The sequence below is a fragment of the Filimonas zeae genome (genome assembly GCF_014641615.1).
GTDB lineage: Bacteria > Bacteroidota > Bacteroidia > Chitinophagales > Chitinophagaceae > Filimonas > Filimonas zeae.
The window spans coordinates 1,354,991-1,373,939 of record NZ_BMIB01000001.1; the positions used below are offsets into that span (position 1 = coordinate 1,354,991).

Below are 18,949 nucleotides of genomic sequence, written 5' to 3' on the forward strand. Positions count from 1 at the left end.
CTCATGTTTAATTACTGCAACATGCAATTACTCAGAATATTGTTTTTAGCTACTTATATGTTTACGCTTGTTTCGTGTTATAAAGACAAGGGTAATTATACCTATCATGATATTAATGAAATTACCATTGATGGCATGAATGCATCTTATTCTGCTATTACAGGGGTGGATGTGCTGCATATTGAACCTCAGATGGCTATGACAGAGCCGGGAAACGATGCCGCGCGTTTTGAATATTACTGGATAGTAGTAAAAGGCACTACCGTTATTGATACCATCAGCAGGCAGCCTGTATTGGACTATAAAGTAAGTCTGGCACCGGATGCTTATACACTTTCCTTTCGTGTGGTAGACCGTCAAACCACCGTTGCCTTTAAAAAGAGTGTTACACTAACCGTGGGCACCCCTTACTCCCGCGGTATTATGCTGATGGGTACTAATGAGGCAGGTAATGCAGAGGCGCAGATGATATCTATGGTAAAAGATACCATTGTGGTATCAGACATTCTCAGCAAAAGCGGGCTGCCCACCCTGAAGGAACCGGTTGCCATGGTACATACCGGAGCTACCATTCTTACAACCGGATTAAGGTTGTGGGCATTTACCAAATCAGGTTCTTACTACTTCGACCGGCTTACCATGAAGGCAACTCCTGCCAATACATTTGGCAGCATTGTATATACCACGGAAGGTATTGACAAAAATACGTTGACACCTGTATTAACAGCACCTCAGATCAGAGATGCGGGTGGCGCTTCGGGTAATAATGCTTCGCGGGCTATGCTGTGCAGTGATGGTAGTATTTTTGCGGCCAGCACTTACCTTAACGGAGGTGATTTTTACACCAACCCGGTTAACAGAGAGGCATCCAATTTTTCCAGGATGCTGAAATCGGCTCCCTTTCTTTTTTACTCCATTGGCAACATGAGTTCGGTACTATGGTATGATGTGGAGAACAACCGGTTTATGAACTATTCCAGTTTTGGCCTGTCCAATGCATCTACCCAACCGTTAGATGCTGCCGGGTCATTATTTCCGTGGAATCAGGAGGGAACCGGCAGAAAGCTGGTGTATGGCGAAAACACCCGTAATGCCGATGCAGGCTCCACGCATGGTAACTCCTTTGCTATTATGAAAGACAATAACAATAAATGTTTTTTGTATAAATTTTACGCCAACGGAGCAGTGCCGGCAAAGCGTGATTTTTATGAAGTACTGCCCATGGCTACTGATTTTGATAAAGCCAGCTTCTATGCCTTTTCTTCCAGAAGAACGGTGGTGTTTTATGTAGTGGGTAACAAGCTGTATGCATATGACTACAACAGGGGATTTGAAAAAACGTATGAATTTCCGCAGATTGGTACTGATGAAATTACCATGCTGAAATTTGATACACAGATAGACTTTAACACCAATTCTCTTTACATAGCTACTTATAACGCACAAACCAAAGGCACCCTGCGCAGATATAACGTAGGCAGCAACCCCGACGTGGTGGAAATTACGCCGGTTAACAAAGCCAGCTGGAGTGAACTGCTGAAAATTAAGGATATGAACTGGAGAGCTACCAACTAACACAAGTAAGATAACACAGGAATGATGAATAACGCAATAAAAACAAGCGTACTCATGAGTATGCTGCTGGGCGCATCTGCGGTAACCGCGCAGAAAGCATTTACAATAAAAGGAAAGCTGACCGATACTGCCAGAGCAGGCAGTAAGGTTACCATTTACTATAACAACGGTACTAAACCGGTACGTACCATAGTGGTACCGAAAGAAGGTGCTTTTGAATATACAGGTACTGTTACCGGGCCGGCAAAAGTTTCGCTGTCATCCTACGTTTCTGCCTGGGAACTGAAGAAGTTGGGAAGCTGGACGGAGCAGGAAGAGTTTTATGTGGAAGAAGGTACGGTGCTGGTGGAAGGCAGCCGCTTAAACAATGTAGTGATAACAGCAAGCGGCCAGCCACAGCAGGATTTCCGGAAGTTGCAGGCGTTATTACAACCCTTTGAGCAGCGCGATAAGGCAGCCTACCAAAGCAAGCTGCAAGCCATTATTGCGAAAGATACCGCCACTGCCAAAAGGTACGATGAGCAGATTGCCGTATTAAAAGCATCTGTAGACAGCGCTAAGCTGGTATTTATAGCGGCGCATCCGGGTTCGTTTGTATCGTTAGATCTGGTAAAAGAGCAAGCTACCCCAAAAGCATTGGTGGAGCAGAAAGAGAAAGTAGCCAGACTGTTTAATGGCCTTACAGAGCCGGTAAAACAATCTGAGGGTGGTAAAACCCTCAACGGTTTGATATCAAAAGCCTTTAAACTGAGTGCGGGTAATGCAGCTGTTGATTTTACCATGACTGATACGTTGGGTAAACCCGTTAGCCTGTCTTCTTTCCGTGGTAAATATGTACTGCTCGACTTCTGGGCATCCTGGTGCATACCCTGCCGTGCAGAGAACAAAAACGTAGTAAAAGCCTATAGCCGTTTTAAAGATCACAATTTTACCGTGCTGGGGGTATCGCTGGAAAAAAAGGGTGATCAGAAAGCCTGGGTAGATGCTATTCATAAAGACAGCCTTACCTGGACGCATGTGTCAGACATTACCAATGGTAAACATGAAGCAGCCACCATGTATGGTATTCAAAGCATTCCCATGAATTACCTTATCGGGCCTGATGGTACTATTGTGGCAGCCAACCTGAGAGGGGAGGTACTGGATAAAAAGCTGGAAGAATTACTGGGTAAATAACCCCGTGTTACGTAGTACATATATGAACCAGAAAGCGGCCTTTTACAGGGCCGTTTTTCGTTGGTGCATACCGGGGCATAGTATTTGCATTCTCATGCGTGCAAAAACCAATATCACCCATGAAAAAATGCATTGCTATTCTGAGCTTACTGTTGATGACACACTTTGCCAAGGCCGATCAACTCGCACTTATCAGCCGCGAACAGGCAGAAAAGGCCGTTACTTACCTGAAAAAAGAGGGCGTGGCTATTTTATGGTGCAGCTGCTGTGATGGTGACCCCATGAAGCGCGTAACCATCAGCGAAGTGTTTATTAAAGAAACCGACAATGGCAAATATTATTCAGTAGTACTGAAAGGCCGCGACGATCAGGGCAAGGAAATTGAAGAATACCTGGACCTGGCTTATGTGTTTGTAAAAAAGGGCAGCAAAGGTCAGTCGCTGGGTAAAGTGTTGAAGTTTGACTGCGACCCTTGTGTAAAACCTTTTGACTGGGAAACGCCTGGCAGAGGATAGGGATAAATATGTTTAAAATAAGCTGGTAACAACCCGGCATAAAGAAGCTGCTTCTATAAACACAGGGGCAGCTTTTTTGTTTTAGTAATGCGGAGGTGGTTTATGTTATATTTACAATTTGTAATATTAACAATTGTTAGTTCGGTGAGCAGAATAGCCTATATTCGTTTGAAGCTTTCAATTGTTTAACAGCCATATGAGTATGAGTAATCCTGTATTACAATCTCCCGGATACCGTTTCCGGGAGGCATTAAAAAAAGAGTTCCCGCTTCAGATTGTGGGTGCTGTTAACGCCAACCATGCGTTGCTGGCTCAGCAGGCTGGGTTTCAGGCCATTTATTTGTCGGGCGGTGGGGTGGCCGCCGGTTCACTGGGTATTCCGGATTTGGGTATTACGCAGATGGAGGATGTATTGATTGATATCCGTCGTATTACAGATGTATGTACCCTGCCATTACTGGTAGATGTAGATACCGGCTTTGGTCCTTCTGCCTTTAATGTAGCCCGCACGGTACGTTCCCTTATCAAAGCAGGTGCAGCAGCCCTGCATATTGAAGATCAGGTGGGGGCCAAACGTTGTGGTCACCGCCCTGGTAAAGAGGTGGTGAGTAAGGAGGAAATGGTAGATCGTATCAAAGCAGCTGCAGACGCCCGTACCGATGAACATTTTGTAATAGGCGCCCGTACCGATGCCTTTGCTATGGAAGGTTTGGAGAAAACCCTGGAAAGGGCGGCAGCTTATAAAGAAGCCGGGGCCGATTTCATTTTTGCCGAAGCCGTGCCGGATATTGCGCTCTACCGTCGGTTTGCAGAAGCTACCGGTTTGCCCATCCTCGCCAACATTACCGAATTTGGTATGATACCCATGTACACCACAGCGCAGTTACATGATGCCGGTGTGGCCATGGCGCTTTACCCGCTTTCTGCCTTTCGTGCTGCCAATAAGGCTGCATTGAATGTATATGAGCACATACGCAAAGATGGTACACAGCAGCAGGTGTTAAACACCATGCAAACCAGAGAAGAGTTATACAGCTCTATCGGTTACCACACCTACGAACAAAAATTAGATGAACTCTTTAAAAAGAATAAAAATGTCTAACGATACAGCGCCGGAAACATTTAAACCTAAGAAAAGCGTGATGCTTTCAGGTGTTGCCGCAGGCAACACCGCACTTTGCAGTGTAGGCAAAAGCGGAAACGACTTACATTATCGCGGGTATAACATTCTCGATCTGGCCGCAGGGGCGCAGTTTGAAGAAGTAGCTTACCTGCTTATCTACGGCACACTGCCTACCAAAGCGCAGCTGGCTACGTATAAAGCCAAACTGAAATCGTTACGGGGACTGCCGCATTCTGTTAAAAACATTCTGCAGCAGATTCCTACCTCCGCCCATCCTATGGATGTAATGCGCAGTACGGTATCTGCCTTTGGCAGCATACAACCTGAAAAAGACGATCATAACCTGGCAGGTGCCAGAGATATAGCTGATAAATTACTGGCCTGTTTCAGTTCAGCCTTGTTGTACTGGTACCATTACTCCCACAACGGTAAAGAGATACAGGTTGAAACAGATGATGATTCTATCGGTGGCCATTTTCTTACCCTGTTGCATGGCAAAAAAATGCCTGCTTCCTGGGAAAAAGCCATGCAGATATCATTAAACCTGTATGCGGAGCATGAGTTTAATGCCTCTACTTTTACCGCACGTGTTATAGCAGGTACCGGTTCTGACTTTTATTCTGCTATTACTGGTGCCATTGGTGCCCTGAGAGGCCCCAAACATGGTGGCGCCAATGAGGTGGCTTATGATATTCAAAGCCGTTACGCCACGCCGGACGAAGCAGAAGCGGATATACGCACACGGCTGGAACGTAAAGAAGTAATTATAGGTTTTGGCCATCCGGTATACACCATTTCCGATCCGCGTAATGTGGTGATTAAAGAGGTGGCCCGTGGCCTTTCAGAAGAAGCCGGAGATATGCTACTGTACAATGTGGCAGAACGCCTGGAAACACTGATGTGGAACGAAAAGAAGATGTTCCCCAATCTGGATTGGTTTTCAGCGGTATCTTATCATTTGATGGGTATTCCCACACTGCTATTTACACCATTGTTTGTTATATCACGCGTAACAGGCTGGAGCGCGCATATTATTGAGCAAAGGCAGGACGGTAAAATTATCCGCCCCAGCGCCAATTATATCGGCCCTGAAAACCGGGAATTTGTATCACTGGAACAACGCTAGTTTTTACTTTAAAAAATAACACGAATAATGTCTTCTCATATTTCCAACGAAAGACCGCAGCCAGATCAGGTACTGGCTGATATTGCTGATTATGTATTGTCGTATAAAATGGATAGTGACCTTGCCTGGAAAACCGCACATTACTGTTTGCTGGATACCCTGGGTTGCGGGCTGGAAGCGCTTACTTACCCCGCCTGTACCAAACTGTTAGGCCCCATAGTAAAAGGTACTATTGTACCCAACGGCGCCAAAGTACCGGGTACACAGTTTCAGTTAGACCCCGTACAGGCGGCGTTTAACATTGGCGCTATTATACGCTGGCTGGATTTTAACGATACCTGGCTGGCAGCGGAATGGGGGCACCCTTCTGATAACCTGGGTGGTATACTGGCCACGGCAGACTGGCTTTCGCGCACCCGCGTAGCCAACGGCCAGGCACCCTTAAAAGTAAAACAGGTACTGGAAGCCATGATTATGGCGCATGAAATACAGGGCGTACTGGCGTTGGAAAACTCTTTTAACAAAGTGGGCCTCGATCACGTATTTCTGGTGAAAGTTGCGTCTACTGCAGTAGTAGGTAAATTACTGGGCCTTACCCGCGATGAATTGATTAATGCCGTATCGCTGGCGTTTGTAGATGGGCAATCGCTCCGTACCTACCGCCATGCACCCAATACCGGCAGCCGTAAATCATGGGCAGCAGGTGATGCTACCTCAAGAGCAGTAAGGCTGGCACTGATAGCACAAACCGGTGAAATGGGCTACCCATCTGTACTTACCGCTAAAACATGGGGCTTCTACGATGTGTCTTTCAAAGGCAATGCGTTTAAATTTCAACGCGATTACGGCTCTTACGTAATGGAAAATGTATTGTTTAAAATATCTTTCCCTGCCGAGTTTCACTCGCAAACAGCGGTAGAAGCAGCTATGACCCTGCACCAGACCCTGAAAGCAGCAGGAAAAACTACGGATGATATCCGTAAAATAACCATACGCACCCACGAGGCGGCTATCCGCATTATTGATAAAAAAGGACCATTGAATAACCCGGCAGACCGCGACCACTGTATTCAGTACATGATAGCGGTACCGATGCTGTTTGGCCGCCTTACTGCTGCTGACTATGAAGATGGTATAGCAGCCGATACACGTATTGACGTGCTGCGCGATAAAATGCTATGCGTGGAAGATCCGCAGTTTACGGCTGATTACCACGACCCGCAAAAACGTTCTATTGCCAATGCCCTTACTGTAGAGTTAAACGATGGCACGGTGCTGAATGAAGTGGTGGTAGAATACCCCATAGGCCACAAACGCAGAAGGGAAGAAGGTATACCGGAACTGATTAGAAAATACAAGATTAATCTGGCCCGTATTTTTCCGGAAAAGCAACAGCGCGTTATACAGGAGAAAACACTGGATTACAACACAGTTGCAGAGCTGGATGTGAATGTGTTTACCGATTTGTTTGTTATCTGATAACATACTACCTGAAATATAAGCGGGCACCTCATACATAATGGGGTGCCTGTTTTTTGTGGAACAACCTGCGGGCGTTGGCAGGGAAAATGTACGAATAAAGGTTTTGTAACCGTACTGTTGCTGTACGGTTATGATACACCTTTGTAACCGGTTTCGCTTGTAAATAACTGTATTTTAGTTGTTTGTGTAATTGGAATGCTATTTTGTAGATTACAGGGTATTACCAGACTATAATTGCCTGTTATGATTTTCAACTACCTCAAAATAGCATTCAGATCGTTACGGAAACGCAAAGGGTTTACCGCCATCAATACCATTGGGTTGGCATTGGGGCTGGCTACCTGTATGCTTATTGTGTTTTATGTGGCAGATGAACTGAGCTATGATCGCTTTTATCCCCATGCGGATAGAATTTACCGGATTAACGATGATATAAAGTTTGGGGGTAATGAAAAATCTTACACTACTTCACCCGCTCCGTTGTCGGCTGCGTTAGCCAGTGAATTGCCACAGGTGGAAAAAGCAGTGCGCATGCGCGAAACAGGTAGTGTTAATGTACGTAAAGGCAGCCAGAACATTCAGGAAATGCGTACAGTGTTTGTAGATTCCACTTTCTTTTCTGTGTTTCAGTTACAGGCAGTGGCAGGTGATATAAAGCACGCACTGGGGCAGCCGGAATGTATGGTGATTACTGAAAGCCGCGCGCTGAAGTATTTTGGAAAAACAGACGTGGTAGGGCAAACCCTGCTGCTCAATGGAGACAGACCCTTTAAGGTAACGGGGGTTGTTAAGGATTTACCCTCACAATGCCATTTTCATTTCGACTTTTTTATGTCTATGGGTTCACTGCCCGAAGGAAAAGACGAATCCTGGCTGAGCAATAATTTTCAAACCTATTTGTTGCTGAAAGAAGGTACGGATGTGGCAGCATTTGAAAAGTCGATGGCTCATTTGTTTAAAAAAAATGCTGGTCCGCAGGTACAGGCCTATCTGCATACCAGTGTGGAAGAGTTTGAGCAGAAAGGCAACTACTATCGCCTCAACCTCATTAATGTGCAGGATATACATCTGAAATCTAACCGGGTGGGCGAGTTCAGTGCCAATGGCAATATCCAGTATGTATATATCTTCTCAGTAATTGCCGCTTTTATACTGCTTATAGCCTGTGTTAACTTTATGAACCTGTCTACCGCGCGCTCTGCCAACCGTGCCAGAGAGGTGGGGGTACGTAAGGTACTGGGGTCACTCAGAAAGCAACTGATAGCACAGTTTCTGGCAGAATCTTTATTAATCACTTTTGTGGCGGCTATACTGGCAGTTATCATTGCTGTACTGCTAATGCCGTTGTTTAATCATATTTCCGGTAAAGAACTGCATTTTGGTTGGCAGGCAGTTAAATGGCTGGTGCCGGCATTGGTGGTTACAGTTGTGGTAGTAGGTTGCCTGGCGGGTAGTTATCCGGCTTTCTTCCTGTCTGCCTTTCAACCGGTAGAAGTGCTGAAAGGAAAGTTAAGTGCCGGGTTTAAAGGTGGTGGTTTAAGAAGTTTTCTGGTGGTATTTCAGTTCGCTATTTCTGTGTTTCTGATTATAGGCACCATAGTTATTTACAACCAGATACAGTATATACGTAATAAAGACCTGGGGTATAACCGCGATCAGTTGCTGGTATTACACCATCTGGAAAACCTGGGTAACCGTGCAGAAGCGTTGAAGCAGGAGGTGAGGCAGATACCGGGTGTACGCAATGTTACCGTTACAGCTTATCTGCCCACACTTAAAAACCGCAGTAGTAGTACCATGTTCCGCTCACCTGCCATGGAGCAGGATAAGGCTGTTCATTCGCAGATATGGTGGGTGGATGAAGAATATATTGATGCCCTGGGGCTGCAACTGAAAGCCGGTAGAAACTTTTCCAGAGAAATGGGCACCGATTCTGCGGGCGTTATCATTAATGAATCTGCCGCACGTTTAATGGGGGAAGCCGATCCGCTGAACAAAGTGCTTTACCTGCCCCGCGATAACATGTTAAAAACCGTAAAGCCTTTTCATGTAATAGGTGTAATAAAAGATTTCAATTTTAACTCCCTGCGCGATAATATTACCCCACTGGCGTTGTTTTATGGTGCTGATGTTTCTGTGTTGGGTATTAAAGTAAGTAGTGAGAATGTAGGGGCGGTGCTTACCCAGGTAAAGAATACCTGGAAGAAAGTGGCGCCAGATATGGAGCTGGCCTACACTTTTATGGATGAGGATTTTGATGCAGATTACCGTGCAGAGCAGCGCATAGGTACGATAGCTGTTTCCTTTACCCTGCTGGCTATCCTTATCGCCTGTCTGGGCCTGTTTGGCCTGGCTGCCTACGCGGCAGAACAGCGTACCAAGGAAATTGGTATACGCAAGGTGCTGGGGGCTGATGTAAGTACCATTGTTACCATGTTATCGGCCGATTTTATTAAACTGGTAGTAATAGCCATTGTTATTGCCGCACCGCTGGCATGGATGGCTATGCGGCAATGGTTACAGGGCTTTGCCTACCGGCAGAGTATACAATGGTGGGTACTGGTACTGGCCGCCTTTGCAGCTGTACTGATAGCGTTTATTACCATCAGTTTCCAATCCATAAAAGCAGCGTTAACCAATCCGGTGAAGAGTTTAAAGTCGGAGTAATGCGGCTTCTGCTTCAACTGGAAATTTATGTCTCGCGTACCTGAACCCAATCTGACCATTTGCAAAAAATGTCCAGATCACGGTACTAATGCTGACAGTGGTATACAGGATAAAGAACGTGTTTTATCGTTTCTCTGCCTGTGTAGCAATCCTGTGGGCAGTAATAATTCTGTAAGCCTTCAGATACTTGTTCAAACGGGAGATGTCTTTTTCTGTTACTTCCGGTATGCGACGCACATCCATGTTATCAGTAAGATCGTTCAGTTTAACCGTGCACGATAAAGGATGCTGAAGTGTACGTTGTATGAAATGATCGTAATCTTCCTCCTCACTCAGCTTGGTTACCCCGCGCAGCCCTTCCAGTATAAAGGGCGATAGTCCTTCTGCTTCCAGTTGCTCAAAAGTCCAACCAGTATCTTCTACCACATCGTGTAATACGCCGCATATCTTCTCTTCTTCCGTAATACCCATATTCATTACCCGCAGTACATGGCCTATGTAAGGGGCGCCATATTTATCCGTTTGTCCTTTGTGGGCGTTTACCGCAATTTCAATAGCTCTTTCCAGTGTCATGTTAGCTGATTTGTACATTAAAGATACGCATGTGGTTAAATACCTACGTGTTATGGTCGAAATCAGAGAGTGGCAAAACAGGGCTAAAGCATAGATAGGCTATATAAATAACCAAAGGGCTGTACCTCCCAGGGGCAGCCCTTTTTTGTGCCTGATACTGTAGCATACAAAGTTTTTTACTGTGCAATACGGCATAAATATTGGATGAAAAATTATTCCAAAACCCACGCCGTGTCTATGAAAAAATATTACACCTGTTTTCTCCTTTTCTTTATGCTGGTTATTGCTTCCTGTAGTAAAAACGGCTCGCGGCCGGATGATTCGCGGCCTGACCCACCGGTTACTTATCCTGACAGGTATTTCAGGGAAATTTCTACCGCTTTTAGTAACACTTTAGCCCTTGACGACAGTGGGTTTGTATGGGCGGCGGGTGTTAATACCCATAACGAATTGGGCCTGGGTACCACAGGTAAGCAAACGAAGTTTGTAAAGGTGCTGGAAGGGGCCAAAGCTATTTCTATGAAGGATGACCGGGCACTGGTGCTGAAAAATGACAACAGTGTATGGACTACCGGCATGGATCCGGCAGCGGAACTGGCAAGCGGGAATATTGCTTACAACGGCCGGTTTACCAAAGTGTTTGAAGGTGCTGCGCAAATTGAGGCAGGCAACGATAACGGGTTTATCATTAAACCCGATCTTACCCTCTGGGCGGTGGGTGCTAATTTTTACAATGTAATGGGCGCTCCGGAGGGTACAGTTGGTGGCTCCACGAAATATGTAAAAATTGCTGACAATGTGCAGTCTATATCAGCCGGCAATAACTTTTACCTGCTGCTGAAAACAGATAATAGCCTTTGGGTGTGTGGCAGAAATGTGGAAGGAGCACTGGGAACAGGAACCACCGGAGAGCAGAAAGGGTTTGTGAAGGTGATGGACGGTGTTAAAGTTGTTAAGGCGCTGGAATATCATTCCCTTATTATTAAAACAGACAACAGCCTGTGGGCGTCCGGTCACAACAGCTTTGGGGAACTGGGGCTGGGTGATACGTTGCAAAGAAACAGCTTTGTAAAGGTGATGGATGGTGTTGCTTCCCTGGCAGGCGGTCGCTTTTTTTCGCTGGTTATTAAAACAGATAATAGCTTGTGGGCTAGTGGCTACAATGCCTTCGGAACATTTGGCGTAAGCAGTTCAGATCAAACCCGTTTTGTGCGGGTTATGGACAATGTTACCCGGGTATCCGCGGCAGACTACCATTCCTTCATTATTAAAGCAGATAAAACCCTCTGGGCCACTGGTGATAACTTTTGGGGCAACCTGGGTATGGAAGACAGGCAACTGATGTTGTTTGCAAAACCGGTGTTTCGGTAACCGGAAAGCAGAGCGTTAAAAAAAAGGCTATAAATTTATGGAATACCGGGTAATATGCATCTATGCCCTTATACCTTAAAAATCTCTCTGCTATGAACAAGCCCCTTTTCTATGAACTACTGGCAAAATGTATGACCAGACCGCTTTCCGTGGAAGAATCAATCGCCTTGCGTGAGCAGGTACAACTGGCCAATTACCGGGATTTGCAGGAGCTGGATGCAGACCAGCTAATGGCTATCAGGCATTTACATCCTTCCTGGTCTCCGGAAAAAGAAGCGCAGTTACAGTCTGAGGCAAAGCTGCGTACCCGTATAAGCCGTTTGCGGTTAGCAACCCGATGGCTGGGGGTAGCGGCTGTTGCAGGAGCAGTGACATTTGGCTGGTGGTGGTTTAACAACAAAAAAATAGAAGAAGTATATAAAACCGGTGCTGGCGTGCGTAAAGAAATGGTGTTGCCCGATGGCTCAAAGGTAAAGTTGAATGCCAACAGCACACTGGTGCTGGCTGCCGGGTTTGATAAAAAGAACCGTTCTGTGGTATTGGATGGGGAGGGGTATTTTGAAGTAGCCCCTGATTCGGAACTGCCTTTTATTGTACGCACAACGGGCATGGAAATAACAGATGCAGGTGCTGTATTTAATGTGAAAGCTTATAAGCAGGAAGCGGATGAGGCCGTTTTGCCGGTAAAAGGAAAAATAACTGTAATGCCCATTATTCAGGTAAAGGCTACCCCGGTTTATACCCTGGAACCGCAGCAGAAACTGGTGATGCATAAAAATGTGGCACCGCAAACGGCAGAAGCCGGGCGCCTGACATCCGGAATAGTTAGTATAGATACCTTACGGCCCTTTGCTGCTAACGAAACTATTTATGAAACTGCCTGGGTAAAAGACGAACTGGTTTTTAATAATATTTCGCTACAGGAAGCGGGCACATTATTGCGCAACTGGTATGGGGTAGACGTGGTATTTGAAAACCAGCAATTACCAGAGGCCTTACTTTCGGGCCATTACCGGCAGCTGCCATTGGCTGCTTTACTGCATGTATGGCATGAAGCGGTGCCCGATTTCCATTATAAAATAGAAGGTAAGAAAGTAATTGTGCGCTGATGTAAGATTATACCGGCGCTATCCGCTCCAGTTCTCTGCCTTCATATAATTGATACAATTGCAGATGCTCCAGATGAACATAGCCTATATGGCACCCACAGGTGGCATTGGTGCAGGCACGCGGGTAAAGGCTTTGGCGAAATGTGGTATCGTAAATATTGCCAATCTTTTCTTTAATGAAATGGCAACGGTGCATATTGCCATCGCCGTCTACACTTATAACAGTATGCCCTGTTTTGCAGGCTTTGCCCAGCGTTTCATGGTGTACCATGTTATAGGCCACATGCGGGTCAATGCCCTGTAGTACAGCGGTTTCTTCTGCGGTGTAATAGTCTGCCTGTTTTTTCAATGCGTTAATCCACAAGTACCTGCCGGCGGGCAGTGCGGCACGTAAGCTTTCTATTTCAGTAATGGTTTCTTTAAAACCAACCACGCCTACGCTGTAGGCTACGCCCAGTGTATCCAACTGGTGGCACTGCTGTAAAAAAGCGGTGCGGTCAGTTTCTCCGGGGTGGTAGGTAGTCCACAGGGCTATTTTGCTTACATTGGCTTTCTGCAGCCAGTTCAGCCGGCTCGAGAGGTTGGTTTGTATAGATACCTTGTGTACGTTAGGCAGGTGGCTCAGCGTTGTCATGGCCTCCTGGTAATGTTTGCGTATCAGCGCTTCGCCCCATGGGGTAAACAGTATTTTAAACTGTATATCGTGCTGCTGCTGTACAAACTGCACAAACCGCAGCAGTTGCGCTGCATCTTTTTCCAGTGTTTCCCGCGAATCCTTTGTTTTGGCAAAGGGGCAGTAGGGGCAACCGTAGTTGCAGCTGGATAAAGGGCCTCTGTATAGTATAGATAACATCATTGCAATACAAAGTTTTGTATACGTTCCTTAATAGTGTCTGAATACAGCCAGGGGCCAATAGCATCGGAGTAATCAATGCCTTTGCTGGTAAGCCGTAACAGGTGTTGCTCTTCTGCCGCCATTTGCTGTTCACTCAGCTGTTGCAGCTGCGGGTAATGGTGCAGTGGATTGGCGCCGTACAGTTCTTTATACCGCTGCATATCCAGCCCGCTGCTGTGTAGTAACGATTTAATTACAAACCGGCGTTGCTGTTCTTCCTGCGTAAGCTGAATGCCATAGTCTGCCTGGCGGAATTCCGCATTGGTACGGTGGGTATACTGCTCAATGATAGATTTGATGTTGTGCCTGGCCACTGCATATTCTGAGGAGTAATGTACCGTTCGGGTATAGGAGCGTGCGCCTGCACCCAGGCCTGTCATACCATCTTCCTGGCAAAAATAGCGGGTCGCCGGTTTGCCGTTACCGGCAGTGCGGCGGCGGAACATGCGCATAGAAACCTGTTCATAACCCGCCTCTGTAAGTAGTGTTTTGGCAGTCTGGTATAACTGAAAACGATTGTCTGCAGGTTGCCCGCCATGTTTGGTAATGCCTGTAAGGGGCCTTACATACAGTGGGTAAATAAACACTTCTTCTACCTGGTATTGTATAGCCTGCTCTATAGAATAAATCCAGCTGGCTTCGGTTTGGTTTTCAGCGCCGTAAATAAGATCAATATTCACCGTAGCAAAGCCCTGTTGCTTCAGCAGCTCCAGTGCGGCAAATACCTCGGCGTTTTTTTGCGGGCGACCCAGCGTTTTCTGTTCTGTTTCCAGAAAGCTTTGTATACCCATGCTTACCCTGTCAACCCCCTGCTGGTGCAGAAACGCTGCTTTTTCCCGGCTGATGGTTTTGGGCGACATTTCAAAGGATACAGGAATCTGTTCCGGTTGGGCGCCCAGCCCGCGTATAATATGGAACAGTTTTTCCAGCTGCGGCAGGTCCAGAAAAGTAGGGGTGCCACCACCTACAGCCAGTTGTCCGAAATGTTCCGGTTGTACGGCATCCTTCACCGCCTGTGCTTCGCGCTCCAGTGCCTGTAGATATACATTTACCATATCATCTTTGGGGTTGGCAATGGTAAACAGGTTGCAGAAGCCGCAGCGCATTTCGCAAAAGGGCAGGTGTATATACAAAAACAGCGCGTCTTTCTTTTCCTGCTGCCACAGGTTTGCAAGGGGCAGCGGCTCCATTTTCCGGTAACTGTGTTTGTGCGGATAGGAATAGGCGTACGAATCAAATATGGTAGGAAACAGTGTGTTCATGCTTTGCGTTTAATAACTGTGGTAGCAAAAGGCACATCCCATACAGCGGAATGGCCTACACGGTGGCCATAGTAACCGTTTTCGCCATAGGCGGTGCCATGGTCGGCGCATACGATACAAAATACATCTTTGTCCTGCCTGGCAAGGGCATTCAGCAGTATAGGCAGCTGGCTATCAACATAACGCAGGGCTGCTGTATGCGATGCAATGGTATCGGTTGTACGTTCCGGCTGCAGGTAAAAGTAATTGGGCTGGTGTATGGCCGATACGTTGATAAACAGAAACAGCTGGCTGCCGTTATGGTTATCCAGCAAACTGGCTGCTTTTTCAAACTGATTTTGTGTGGAAGCAGGGTCGGTAACACCGTAAGTGGTTTCCCAGTAGCTTTCCTGAAAAAAAGATGGTAATACAGTGCCCAGCGCGGTTTGTTTATTAAAAAAGCCTACGCCACCTATACATACGGTACGAAAGCCTTTTTGGGCAAAGCCGGTTACTATATCCGGTGTATCAAACACCAGCGTATTATTACCCGTGGTTTCACTGCCTGCAAAACGGGCAGCAAACAACCGGGGCGCTTTGGGGGCGTTTACCGGCGTGGGTAAAAAGCCGGCAAAAAAGGCATGGTGCGCTGCATAAGTAAAACTGCCGGGCGAGCTGCATTGCTGCCAGCCCTGTGGAAACAGCTGTTGAAAATGCGGTGTTTCATTATCCCGGAAAAGCCGGTCGGCAACATCATACCGCAGGCTGTCCAGCGTAATAAACAACACGTGTGCATGTGCTGCTATTTCAGGTAGGTTTAGTGTTTCAGCCATTGTTCCAGTTCTGTTATATGGGTGATGGTTATATCCGGTGTTACACCCGCAGGTATCTGCCTGTTGTGCGAAACCCAGCAGGCTTGCATGCCACAGGCTTGCGGCGCTGCTACATCTTTCTGGTAATCATCTCCGGTCATTAGTATGTTACCGGGTGCAACTTGTAGCCGGGCCAGTACGGTAGTAAAAAACTCCTGCGATGGTTTTTCGGCAGGCATTTCACCGGATATAAATATTGTATCGGAGGCAAAAAAGCTGTCCAGCCCGCATTGCTTCAGTTTAGCCCTTTGTATATGGCTGCTGCCATTACTGGCCAGCGCCAGGCGGTAATGTGGTTGCAGGCGGGTGAGCATGGCGGTTATTTCCGCGTTGGGATACACATTGGCCACCAATTGCTGCTGCAGAAAGGAGAGCAGCGTGGCAGGTGTATCGTAAGGCAGCGTGCCTTTACCAAAGGTATCCAGCAGCCACTGGCAAAAGCCGGTTCTGTCTGCATAGCCAAAGCCATCCTTTTCCATAATCTGTTCCAGGGTGCCGGCAGGTTGGGCATGGTGCATTAACCAGTACTCCATAGCCTTGCGCATAGCGCTGTTGCGGTTAAACAGCGTATTATCCAGATCAAACAATAAGATAGTTGGTTGTATGGTTTTCATATTGTTACAGGTTGCGTGTCAGCATGGCGTTTATTTCCGCTTCGCAGCAGTTTTCGTTGTTATGCAAAAGGCCGGGCAACAGATCGCCAAAGGCATTTACTTCCAGTACATACATATCCCTCCGGTTAGCGGCCGGTAAAATATCTACACCCATATACAGGCTCTGCGGAAAGCAGGCTGCCACCTGCTCTGCCAGCCGGTGTGCTGCATCCAGCGCTGTCTGGCCCATACTGTTTATAAAATCCTGCATATCTCCACGCTTATTGCCCAGGTGCAGGTTGGTAATTACCCCTTTGCTGGTACGTAACACCGTATGCCTGGCCTGGCCATTAATAACCAGTACACGTATATCAAAATAGCGATCGTTCAGCGTAGCCTTCGGTATCCATTCCTCTGCGTGTGCTCCTTCCTGTATTATCAGGTTTATCATAGCTGCAATCTCCGCTTCATCCCGGTAGGTGCGTACTTTCAGGGAATTAAACAACCGCAGGTGGCCGCTGGTATTATCCATTTCCACAGAGGTTACCGCCTGCACACGGTTGCCGTTTTTACGAAAGGCAATTACCCCCGAGGCAGAGGATGCGTGCGAAGGTTTTATAAACACCTGTGGCATCCGCTGCTGCTGCATAGCAGTTAGCAGCGCGGTGTAGTTATGTACCTGCGGCAATTGCCGGGGCACCGGTACACCCTTCTGTAGTAATACATGCTGGCATGCCGGTTTATTAAACATCAGTTGAATATCTGCCACTGCATTCATGTAATAATGGCGGTTGGCGGGCAGCTTTTCAATAATCTCATCCAGCAACAGGCAGTAGCCGGCATACCAGCTTTTCAGGTTATGTATCATCCCGCTTTCATATCCTGTTTCCGGCAGGCCGGAACCTTTTTGTATCAGTTGTTTCCTGACAGTAGCGTTTTCTCCGGGTGAATCTATCTTAATAATGCTACCTGCTGGTATGGCGGGCAGTGCTTTACCTGCCAGCCAGTGTTCATACGCTATTACCACAACAGCGTCATCAGCCACGCGGGCTGCTGCTTCGGCAAAAAATACAGCCCGCCGGTTTTCGGGGTTGCCAATTAATACCAATGCCATGCTTATTCAGAAACTTCAATATACCGGTCTTCCTCATCACCTTCTTCCTGGTCGTCGAGGTTTACATTTATACCTGTTGCCTTCAGTTTATCCATCATTGCGTTACTCATGTAATGATGGCGCAGGTTCAGGTAGCTGAGGTTTTTAATATCGGGGCAGTTAAGCAGTGCTTCGCCACCGGCATCAGTTAAAACACCCATAGAAAGGTCCAGCGATTCCAGTTTTTTTATAATGGGCGACTGGCATACAACAGCTGCAATTTCATCCTGCGCTTCGTTATCCATCAGCCCCAGATGTTTTAATCCGGGAAATTTTTCGCCCGATAAAATGGGGGCAAAATCTTCTATAGATGAACCCCAGCCGTATTCATCAGTACCCAGCCACAAATGCAGTTTTGTTAGTTTGGGTAATGTTGCGTTCAGTATGTCAGCAACCGTATCAGGGTATAAGCCACCTGTTTCTACAATCAGGGTTTTCAGATTTTCGTGATGCAGATGCTGAAACCTCAGGTCCTGCCCGCCTCTTACCTGAAAGTGTTCCAGTTGTGGGTATGCTGCCAGCAGGGGCGTCATATCTGTCTGGTTAATCCACGAAATTTCACATTCTTCGTAAGTAATATCTCCCAGAAACAAAGCCTTCAGTTGAGAAAACATGCTGCTCAGTTGTATCAGGGCTTCCACAACTTCTTTACTGTTGCCACCGGCATCGGTATCAAACTGGCCAATAATCAGCTCGGTAATACCGGCTGCTTTGGGGTCCTGTGCAAAGGCGGTAAGCTTTTCGGTAATAGACTGTTCATCATCATACTCTACGCTAATGCGGTATACAATACCTTCTGTTGCGTTAATGCCGGTTTCTGCCGACCAGGTTTCTACTTTTTTAAAAAGGAATGTACTGAGGTTAGAATTAACGGTCATGATGTGTTTTTATGTGTGAATATACCCGATAACAAATACTGCGCCCTGTTTTGTAGATAACTATGTATTTACCACAGTTACATGATGGTTATAACGGGCAATAATTATATAACACCTGCTAACGGGGCGCTGACGGCTTTCGTGGCACATTTCTTTTATGCAGTTGGGCATAAGGGTATATCTGCTGCAGATGAGGCAGGTATGCTGATTGGGTGATTCTTAAAAACCTAACCTATGCTAAACATGTACGACCTGGTTCTTTATACGGAAGACCTCCTGAATAGCGATCAGATTGGGCTTACGCATCGTATCAGTACACTGGTGGACGAATTTTTTATCGGGCACAGGAAATATGAATTCCGGCTGGAATTAAGAAGGTCGGACAGAATTCCACCATTAAATACAAACACGCTGGATGGGCAGCGGCTGACCGACTGTACCTGCGGGCTGTTTAATGCCTTAAAAACAGTGGGCCTGCCGCTGTGCAAGTATGTGCAGAAGTTTACCTGGCTGGAGCCTTATACAGGCCACTGCTGTGCCTATACGCTATACCTTACCGTAGGCGAGGCAGAAGAATGGCATTTGTATTAAATGGTGCTG

General features: G+C 46.7%; 18 protein-coding genes. 11 read left to right on the top strand and 7 right to left on the bottom strand.

The annotated features are described in order from the left end of the window. The first annotated feature begins 21 nt into the window (after window positions 1-21). The 7 genes from IEY13_RS05340 to IEY13_RS05370 all read left to right on the top strand — a co-directional run bounded on the left by IEY13_RS05340 (window position 22) and on the right by IEY13_RS05370 (window position 9,664). A complete protein-coding gene (locus IEY13_RS05340) occupies window positions 22-1,575 on the top strand; it encodes a PKD-like family lipoprotein (RefSeq protein WP_188950901.1) in 1,554 nt (517 codons plus the stop codon). 54 nt (window positions 1,576-1,629) lie between these two features. Then, a complete protein-coding gene (locus IEY13_RS05345) occupies window positions 1,630-2,751 on the top strand; it encodes a TlpA disulfide reductase family protein (protein WP_188950902.1) in 1,122 nt (373 codons plus the stop codon). Between the two features lie 119 nt (window positions 2,752-2,870). After that, window positions 2,871-3,266, top strand: a complete 396-nt coding sequence (locus IEY13_RS05350) for a hypothetical protein (protein WP_188950903.1) — start codon at window positions 2,871-2,873, stop codon at window positions 3,264-3,266. Window positions 3,267-3,468: 202 nt separating this feature from the next. Next, entirely contained in the window at window positions 3,469-4,368 is a 900-nt protein-coding gene (gene prpB, locus IEY13_RS05355; protein WP_229687745.1) for a methylisocitrate lyase, read from the top strand. Then, complete coding sequence (gene prpC / locus IEY13_RS05360; RefSeq protein WP_188950905.1) at window positions 4,361-5,515, top strand: bifunctional 2-methylcitrate synthase/citrate synthase; 1,155 nt, start codon at window positions 4,361-4,363, stop codon at window positions 5,513-5,515. The genes prpB and prpC overlap by 8 nt, the downstream gene beginning before the upstream one ends. A 27-nt stretch (window positions 5,516-5,542) precedes the next feature. Beyond that, window positions 5,543-6,994, top strand: a complete 1,452-nt coding sequence (locus tag IEY13_RS05365) for a bifunctional 2-methylcitrate dehydratase/aconitate hydratase (RefSeq protein ID WP_188950906.1) — start codon at window positions 5,543-5,545, stop codon at window positions 6,992-6,994. Window positions 6,995-7,240: 246 nt separating this feature from the next. Continuing rightward, window positions 7,241-9,664: an ABC transporter permease gene (locus IEY13_RS05370; RefSeq protein WP_188950907.1), complete on the top strand. Its 2,424-nt coding sequence runs from the start codon at window positions 7,241-7,243 to the stop codon at window positions 9,662-9,664. A 123-nt stretch (window positions 9,665-9,787) separates the two neighbouring features. Here the strand turns inward: IEY13_RS05370 and IEY13_RS05375 are convergent, their stop codons facing one another. After that, window positions 9,788-10,237, bottom strand: a complete 450-nt coding sequence (locus IEY13_RS05375; protein ID WP_188950908.1) for a phosphohydrolase — start codon at window positions 10,235-10,237, stop codon at window positions 9,788-9,790. Window positions 10,238-10,474: 237 nt separating this feature from the next. Here IEY13_RS05375 and IEY13_RS05380 point away from each other — a divergent pair, with 237 nt between their 5' ends. After that, window positions 10,475-11,608: an RCC1 domain-containing protein gene (locus IEY13_RS05380; protein WP_188950909.1), complete on the top strand. Its 1,134-nt coding sequence runs from the start codon at window positions 10,475-10,477 to the stop codon at window positions 11,606-11,608. Between the two features lie 92 nt (window positions 11,609-11,700). Further along, window positions 11,701-12,717 (top strand): FecR family protein, encoded by a 1,017-nt coding sequence (locus tag IEY13_RS05385; RefSeq protein ID WP_188950910.1) that lies wholly within the window; start codon window positions 11,701-11,703, stop codon window positions 12,715-12,717. A gap of 7 nt (window positions 12,718-12,724) precedes the next feature. On the opposite strand, the gene IEY13_RS05390 is transcribed toward IEY13_RS05385, so the two are convergent. Genes IEY13_RS05390 through IEY13_RS05415 form a run of 6 tightly spaced genes read right to left on the bottom strand, consistent with a single transcriptional unit; the run spans window position 12,725 to window position 18,349 of the window. Next, window positions 12,725-13,573 carry an STM4011 family radical SAM protein gene (locus IEY13_RS05390; protein ID WP_188950911.1) on the bottom strand — a complete coding sequence of 283 codons (849 nt, stop codon included), beginning with the start codon at window positions 13,571-13,573 and terminating at the stop codon, window positions 12,725-12,727. After that, entirely contained in the window at window positions 13,570-14,874 is a 1,305-nt protein-coding gene (locus tag IEY13_RS05395; protein ID WP_188950912.1) for an STM4012 family radical SAM protein, read from the bottom strand. Before IEY13_RS05395 ends, IEY13_RS05390 begins: the two co-directional genes overlap by 4 nt. Further along, on the bottom strand, window positions 14,871-15,686 hold the full coding sequence (locus tag IEY13_RS05400) for an STM4013/SEN3800 family hydrolase (RefSeq protein WP_188950913.1): 816 nt from the start codon (window positions 15,684-15,686) through the stop codon (window positions 14,871-14,873). The genes IEY13_RS05395 and IEY13_RS05400 overlap by 4 nt, the downstream gene beginning before the upstream one ends. Then, window positions 15,671-16,339, bottom strand: a complete 669-nt coding sequence (locus IEY13_RS05405) for an HAD family hydrolase (RefSeq protein WP_188950914.1) — start codon at window positions 16,337-16,339, stop codon at window positions 15,671-15,673. The genes IEY13_RS05400 and IEY13_RS05405 overlap by 16 nt, the downstream gene beginning before the upstream one ends. A gap of 4 nt (window positions 16,340-16,343) precedes the next feature. Further along, entirely contained in the window at window positions 16,344-17,432 is a 1,089-nt protein-coding gene (locus IEY13_RS05410; protein WP_188950915.1) for an STM4014 family protein, read from the bottom strand. 2 nt (window positions 17,433-17,434) lie between these two features. Next, window positions 17,435-18,349, bottom strand: coding sequence for an STM4015 family protein (locus tag IEY13_RS05415; protein ID WP_188950916.1), 915 nt, complete (start codon window positions 18,347-18,349; stop codon window positions 17,435-17,437). A gap of 81 nt (window positions 18,350-18,430) precedes the next feature. On the opposite strand from IEY13_RS05415, the gene IEY13_RS30280 reads away from it, so the two are divergent. Both IEY13_RS30280 and IEY13_RS05420 read left to right on the top strand, forming a co-directional pair. Next, window positions 18,431-18,565, top strand: coding sequence for a hypothetical protein (locus IEY13_RS30280; RefSeq protein WP_262891955.1), 135 nt, complete (start codon window positions 18,431-18,433; stop codon window positions 18,563-18,565). A gap of 27 nt (window positions 18,566-18,592) precedes the next feature. Next, window positions 18,593-18,940: a hypothetical protein gene (locus IEY13_RS05420; protein ID WP_188950917.1), complete on the top strand. Its 348-nt coding sequence runs from the start codon at window positions 18,593-18,595 to the stop codon at window positions 18,938-18,940. Window positions 18,941-18,949 lie beyond the last annotated feature (9 nt).

Bases quoted from the DNA above. Each gene is read 5' to 3' on its own strand.
- IEY13_RS05340 (WP_188950901.1), top strand. From the start codon at position 22: ATGCAATTACTCAGAATATTGTTTTTAGCTACTTATATGTTTACGCTT.
- IEY13_RS05345 (WP_188950902.1), top strand. From the start codon at position 1,630: ATGAGTATGCTGCTGGGCGCATCTGCGGTAACCGCGCAGAAAGCATTT.
- IEY13_RS05350 (WP_188950903.1), top strand. From the start codon at position 2,871: ATGAAAAAATGCATTGCTATTCTGAGCTTACTGTTGATGACACACTTT.
- prpB (WP_229687745.1), top strand. From the start codon at position 3,469: ATGAGTAATCCTGTATTACAATCTCCCGGATACCGTTTCCGGGAGGCA.
- prpC (WP_188950905.1), top strand. From the start codon at position 4,361: ATGTCTAACGATACAGCGCCGGAAACATTTAAACCTAAGAAAAGCGTG.
- IEY13_RS05365 (WP_188950906.1), top strand. From the start codon at position 5,543: ATGTCTTCTCATATTTCCAACGAAAGACCGCAGCCAGATCAGGTACTG.
- IEY13_RS05370 (WP_188950907.1), top strand. From the start codon at position 7,241: ATGATTTTCAACTACCTCAAAATAGCATTCAGATCGTTACGGAAACGC.
- IEY13_RS05375 (WP_188950908.1), bottom strand. From the start codon at position 10,237: ATGACACTGGAAAGAGCTATTGAAATTGCGGTAAACGCCCACAAAGGA.
- IEY13_RS05380 (WP_188950909.1), top strand. From the start codon at position 10,475: ATGAAAAAATATTACACCTGTTTTCTCCTTTTCTTTATGCTGGTTATT.
- IEY13_RS05385 (WP_188950910.1), top strand. From the start codon at position 11,701: ATGAACAAGCCCCTTTTCTATGAACTACTGGCAAAATGTATGACCAGA.
- IEY13_RS05390 (WP_188950911.1), bottom strand. From the start codon at position 13,573: ATGATGTTATCTATACTATACAGAGGCCCTTTATCCAGCTGCAACTAC.
- IEY13_RS05395 (WP_188950912.1), bottom strand. From the start codon at position 14,874: ATGAACACACTGTTTCCTACCATATTTGATTCGTACGCCTATTCCTAT.
- IEY13_RS05400 (WP_188950913.1), bottom strand. From the start codon at position 15,686: ATGGCTGAAACACTAAACCTACCTGAAATAGCAGCACATGCACACGTG.
- IEY13_RS05405 (WP_188950914.1), bottom strand. From the start codon at position 16,339: ATGAAAACCATACAACCAACTATCTTATTGTTTGATCTGGATAATACG.
- IEY13_RS05410 (WP_188950915.1), bottom strand. From the start codon at position 17,432: ATGGCATTGGTATTAATTGGCAACCCCGAAAACCGGCGGGCTGTATTT.
- IEY13_RS05415 (WP_188950916.1), bottom strand. From the start codon at position 18,349: ATGACCGTTAATTCTAACCTCAGTACATTCCTTTTTAAAAAAGTAGAA.
- IEY13_RS30280 (WP_262891955.1), top strand. From the start codon at position 18,431: ATGATGGTTATAACGGGCAATAATTATATAACACCTGCTAACGGGGCG.
- IEY13_RS05420 (WP_188950917.1), top strand. From the start codon at position 18,593: ATGTACGACCTGGTTCTTTATACGGAAGACCTCCTGAATAGCGATCAG.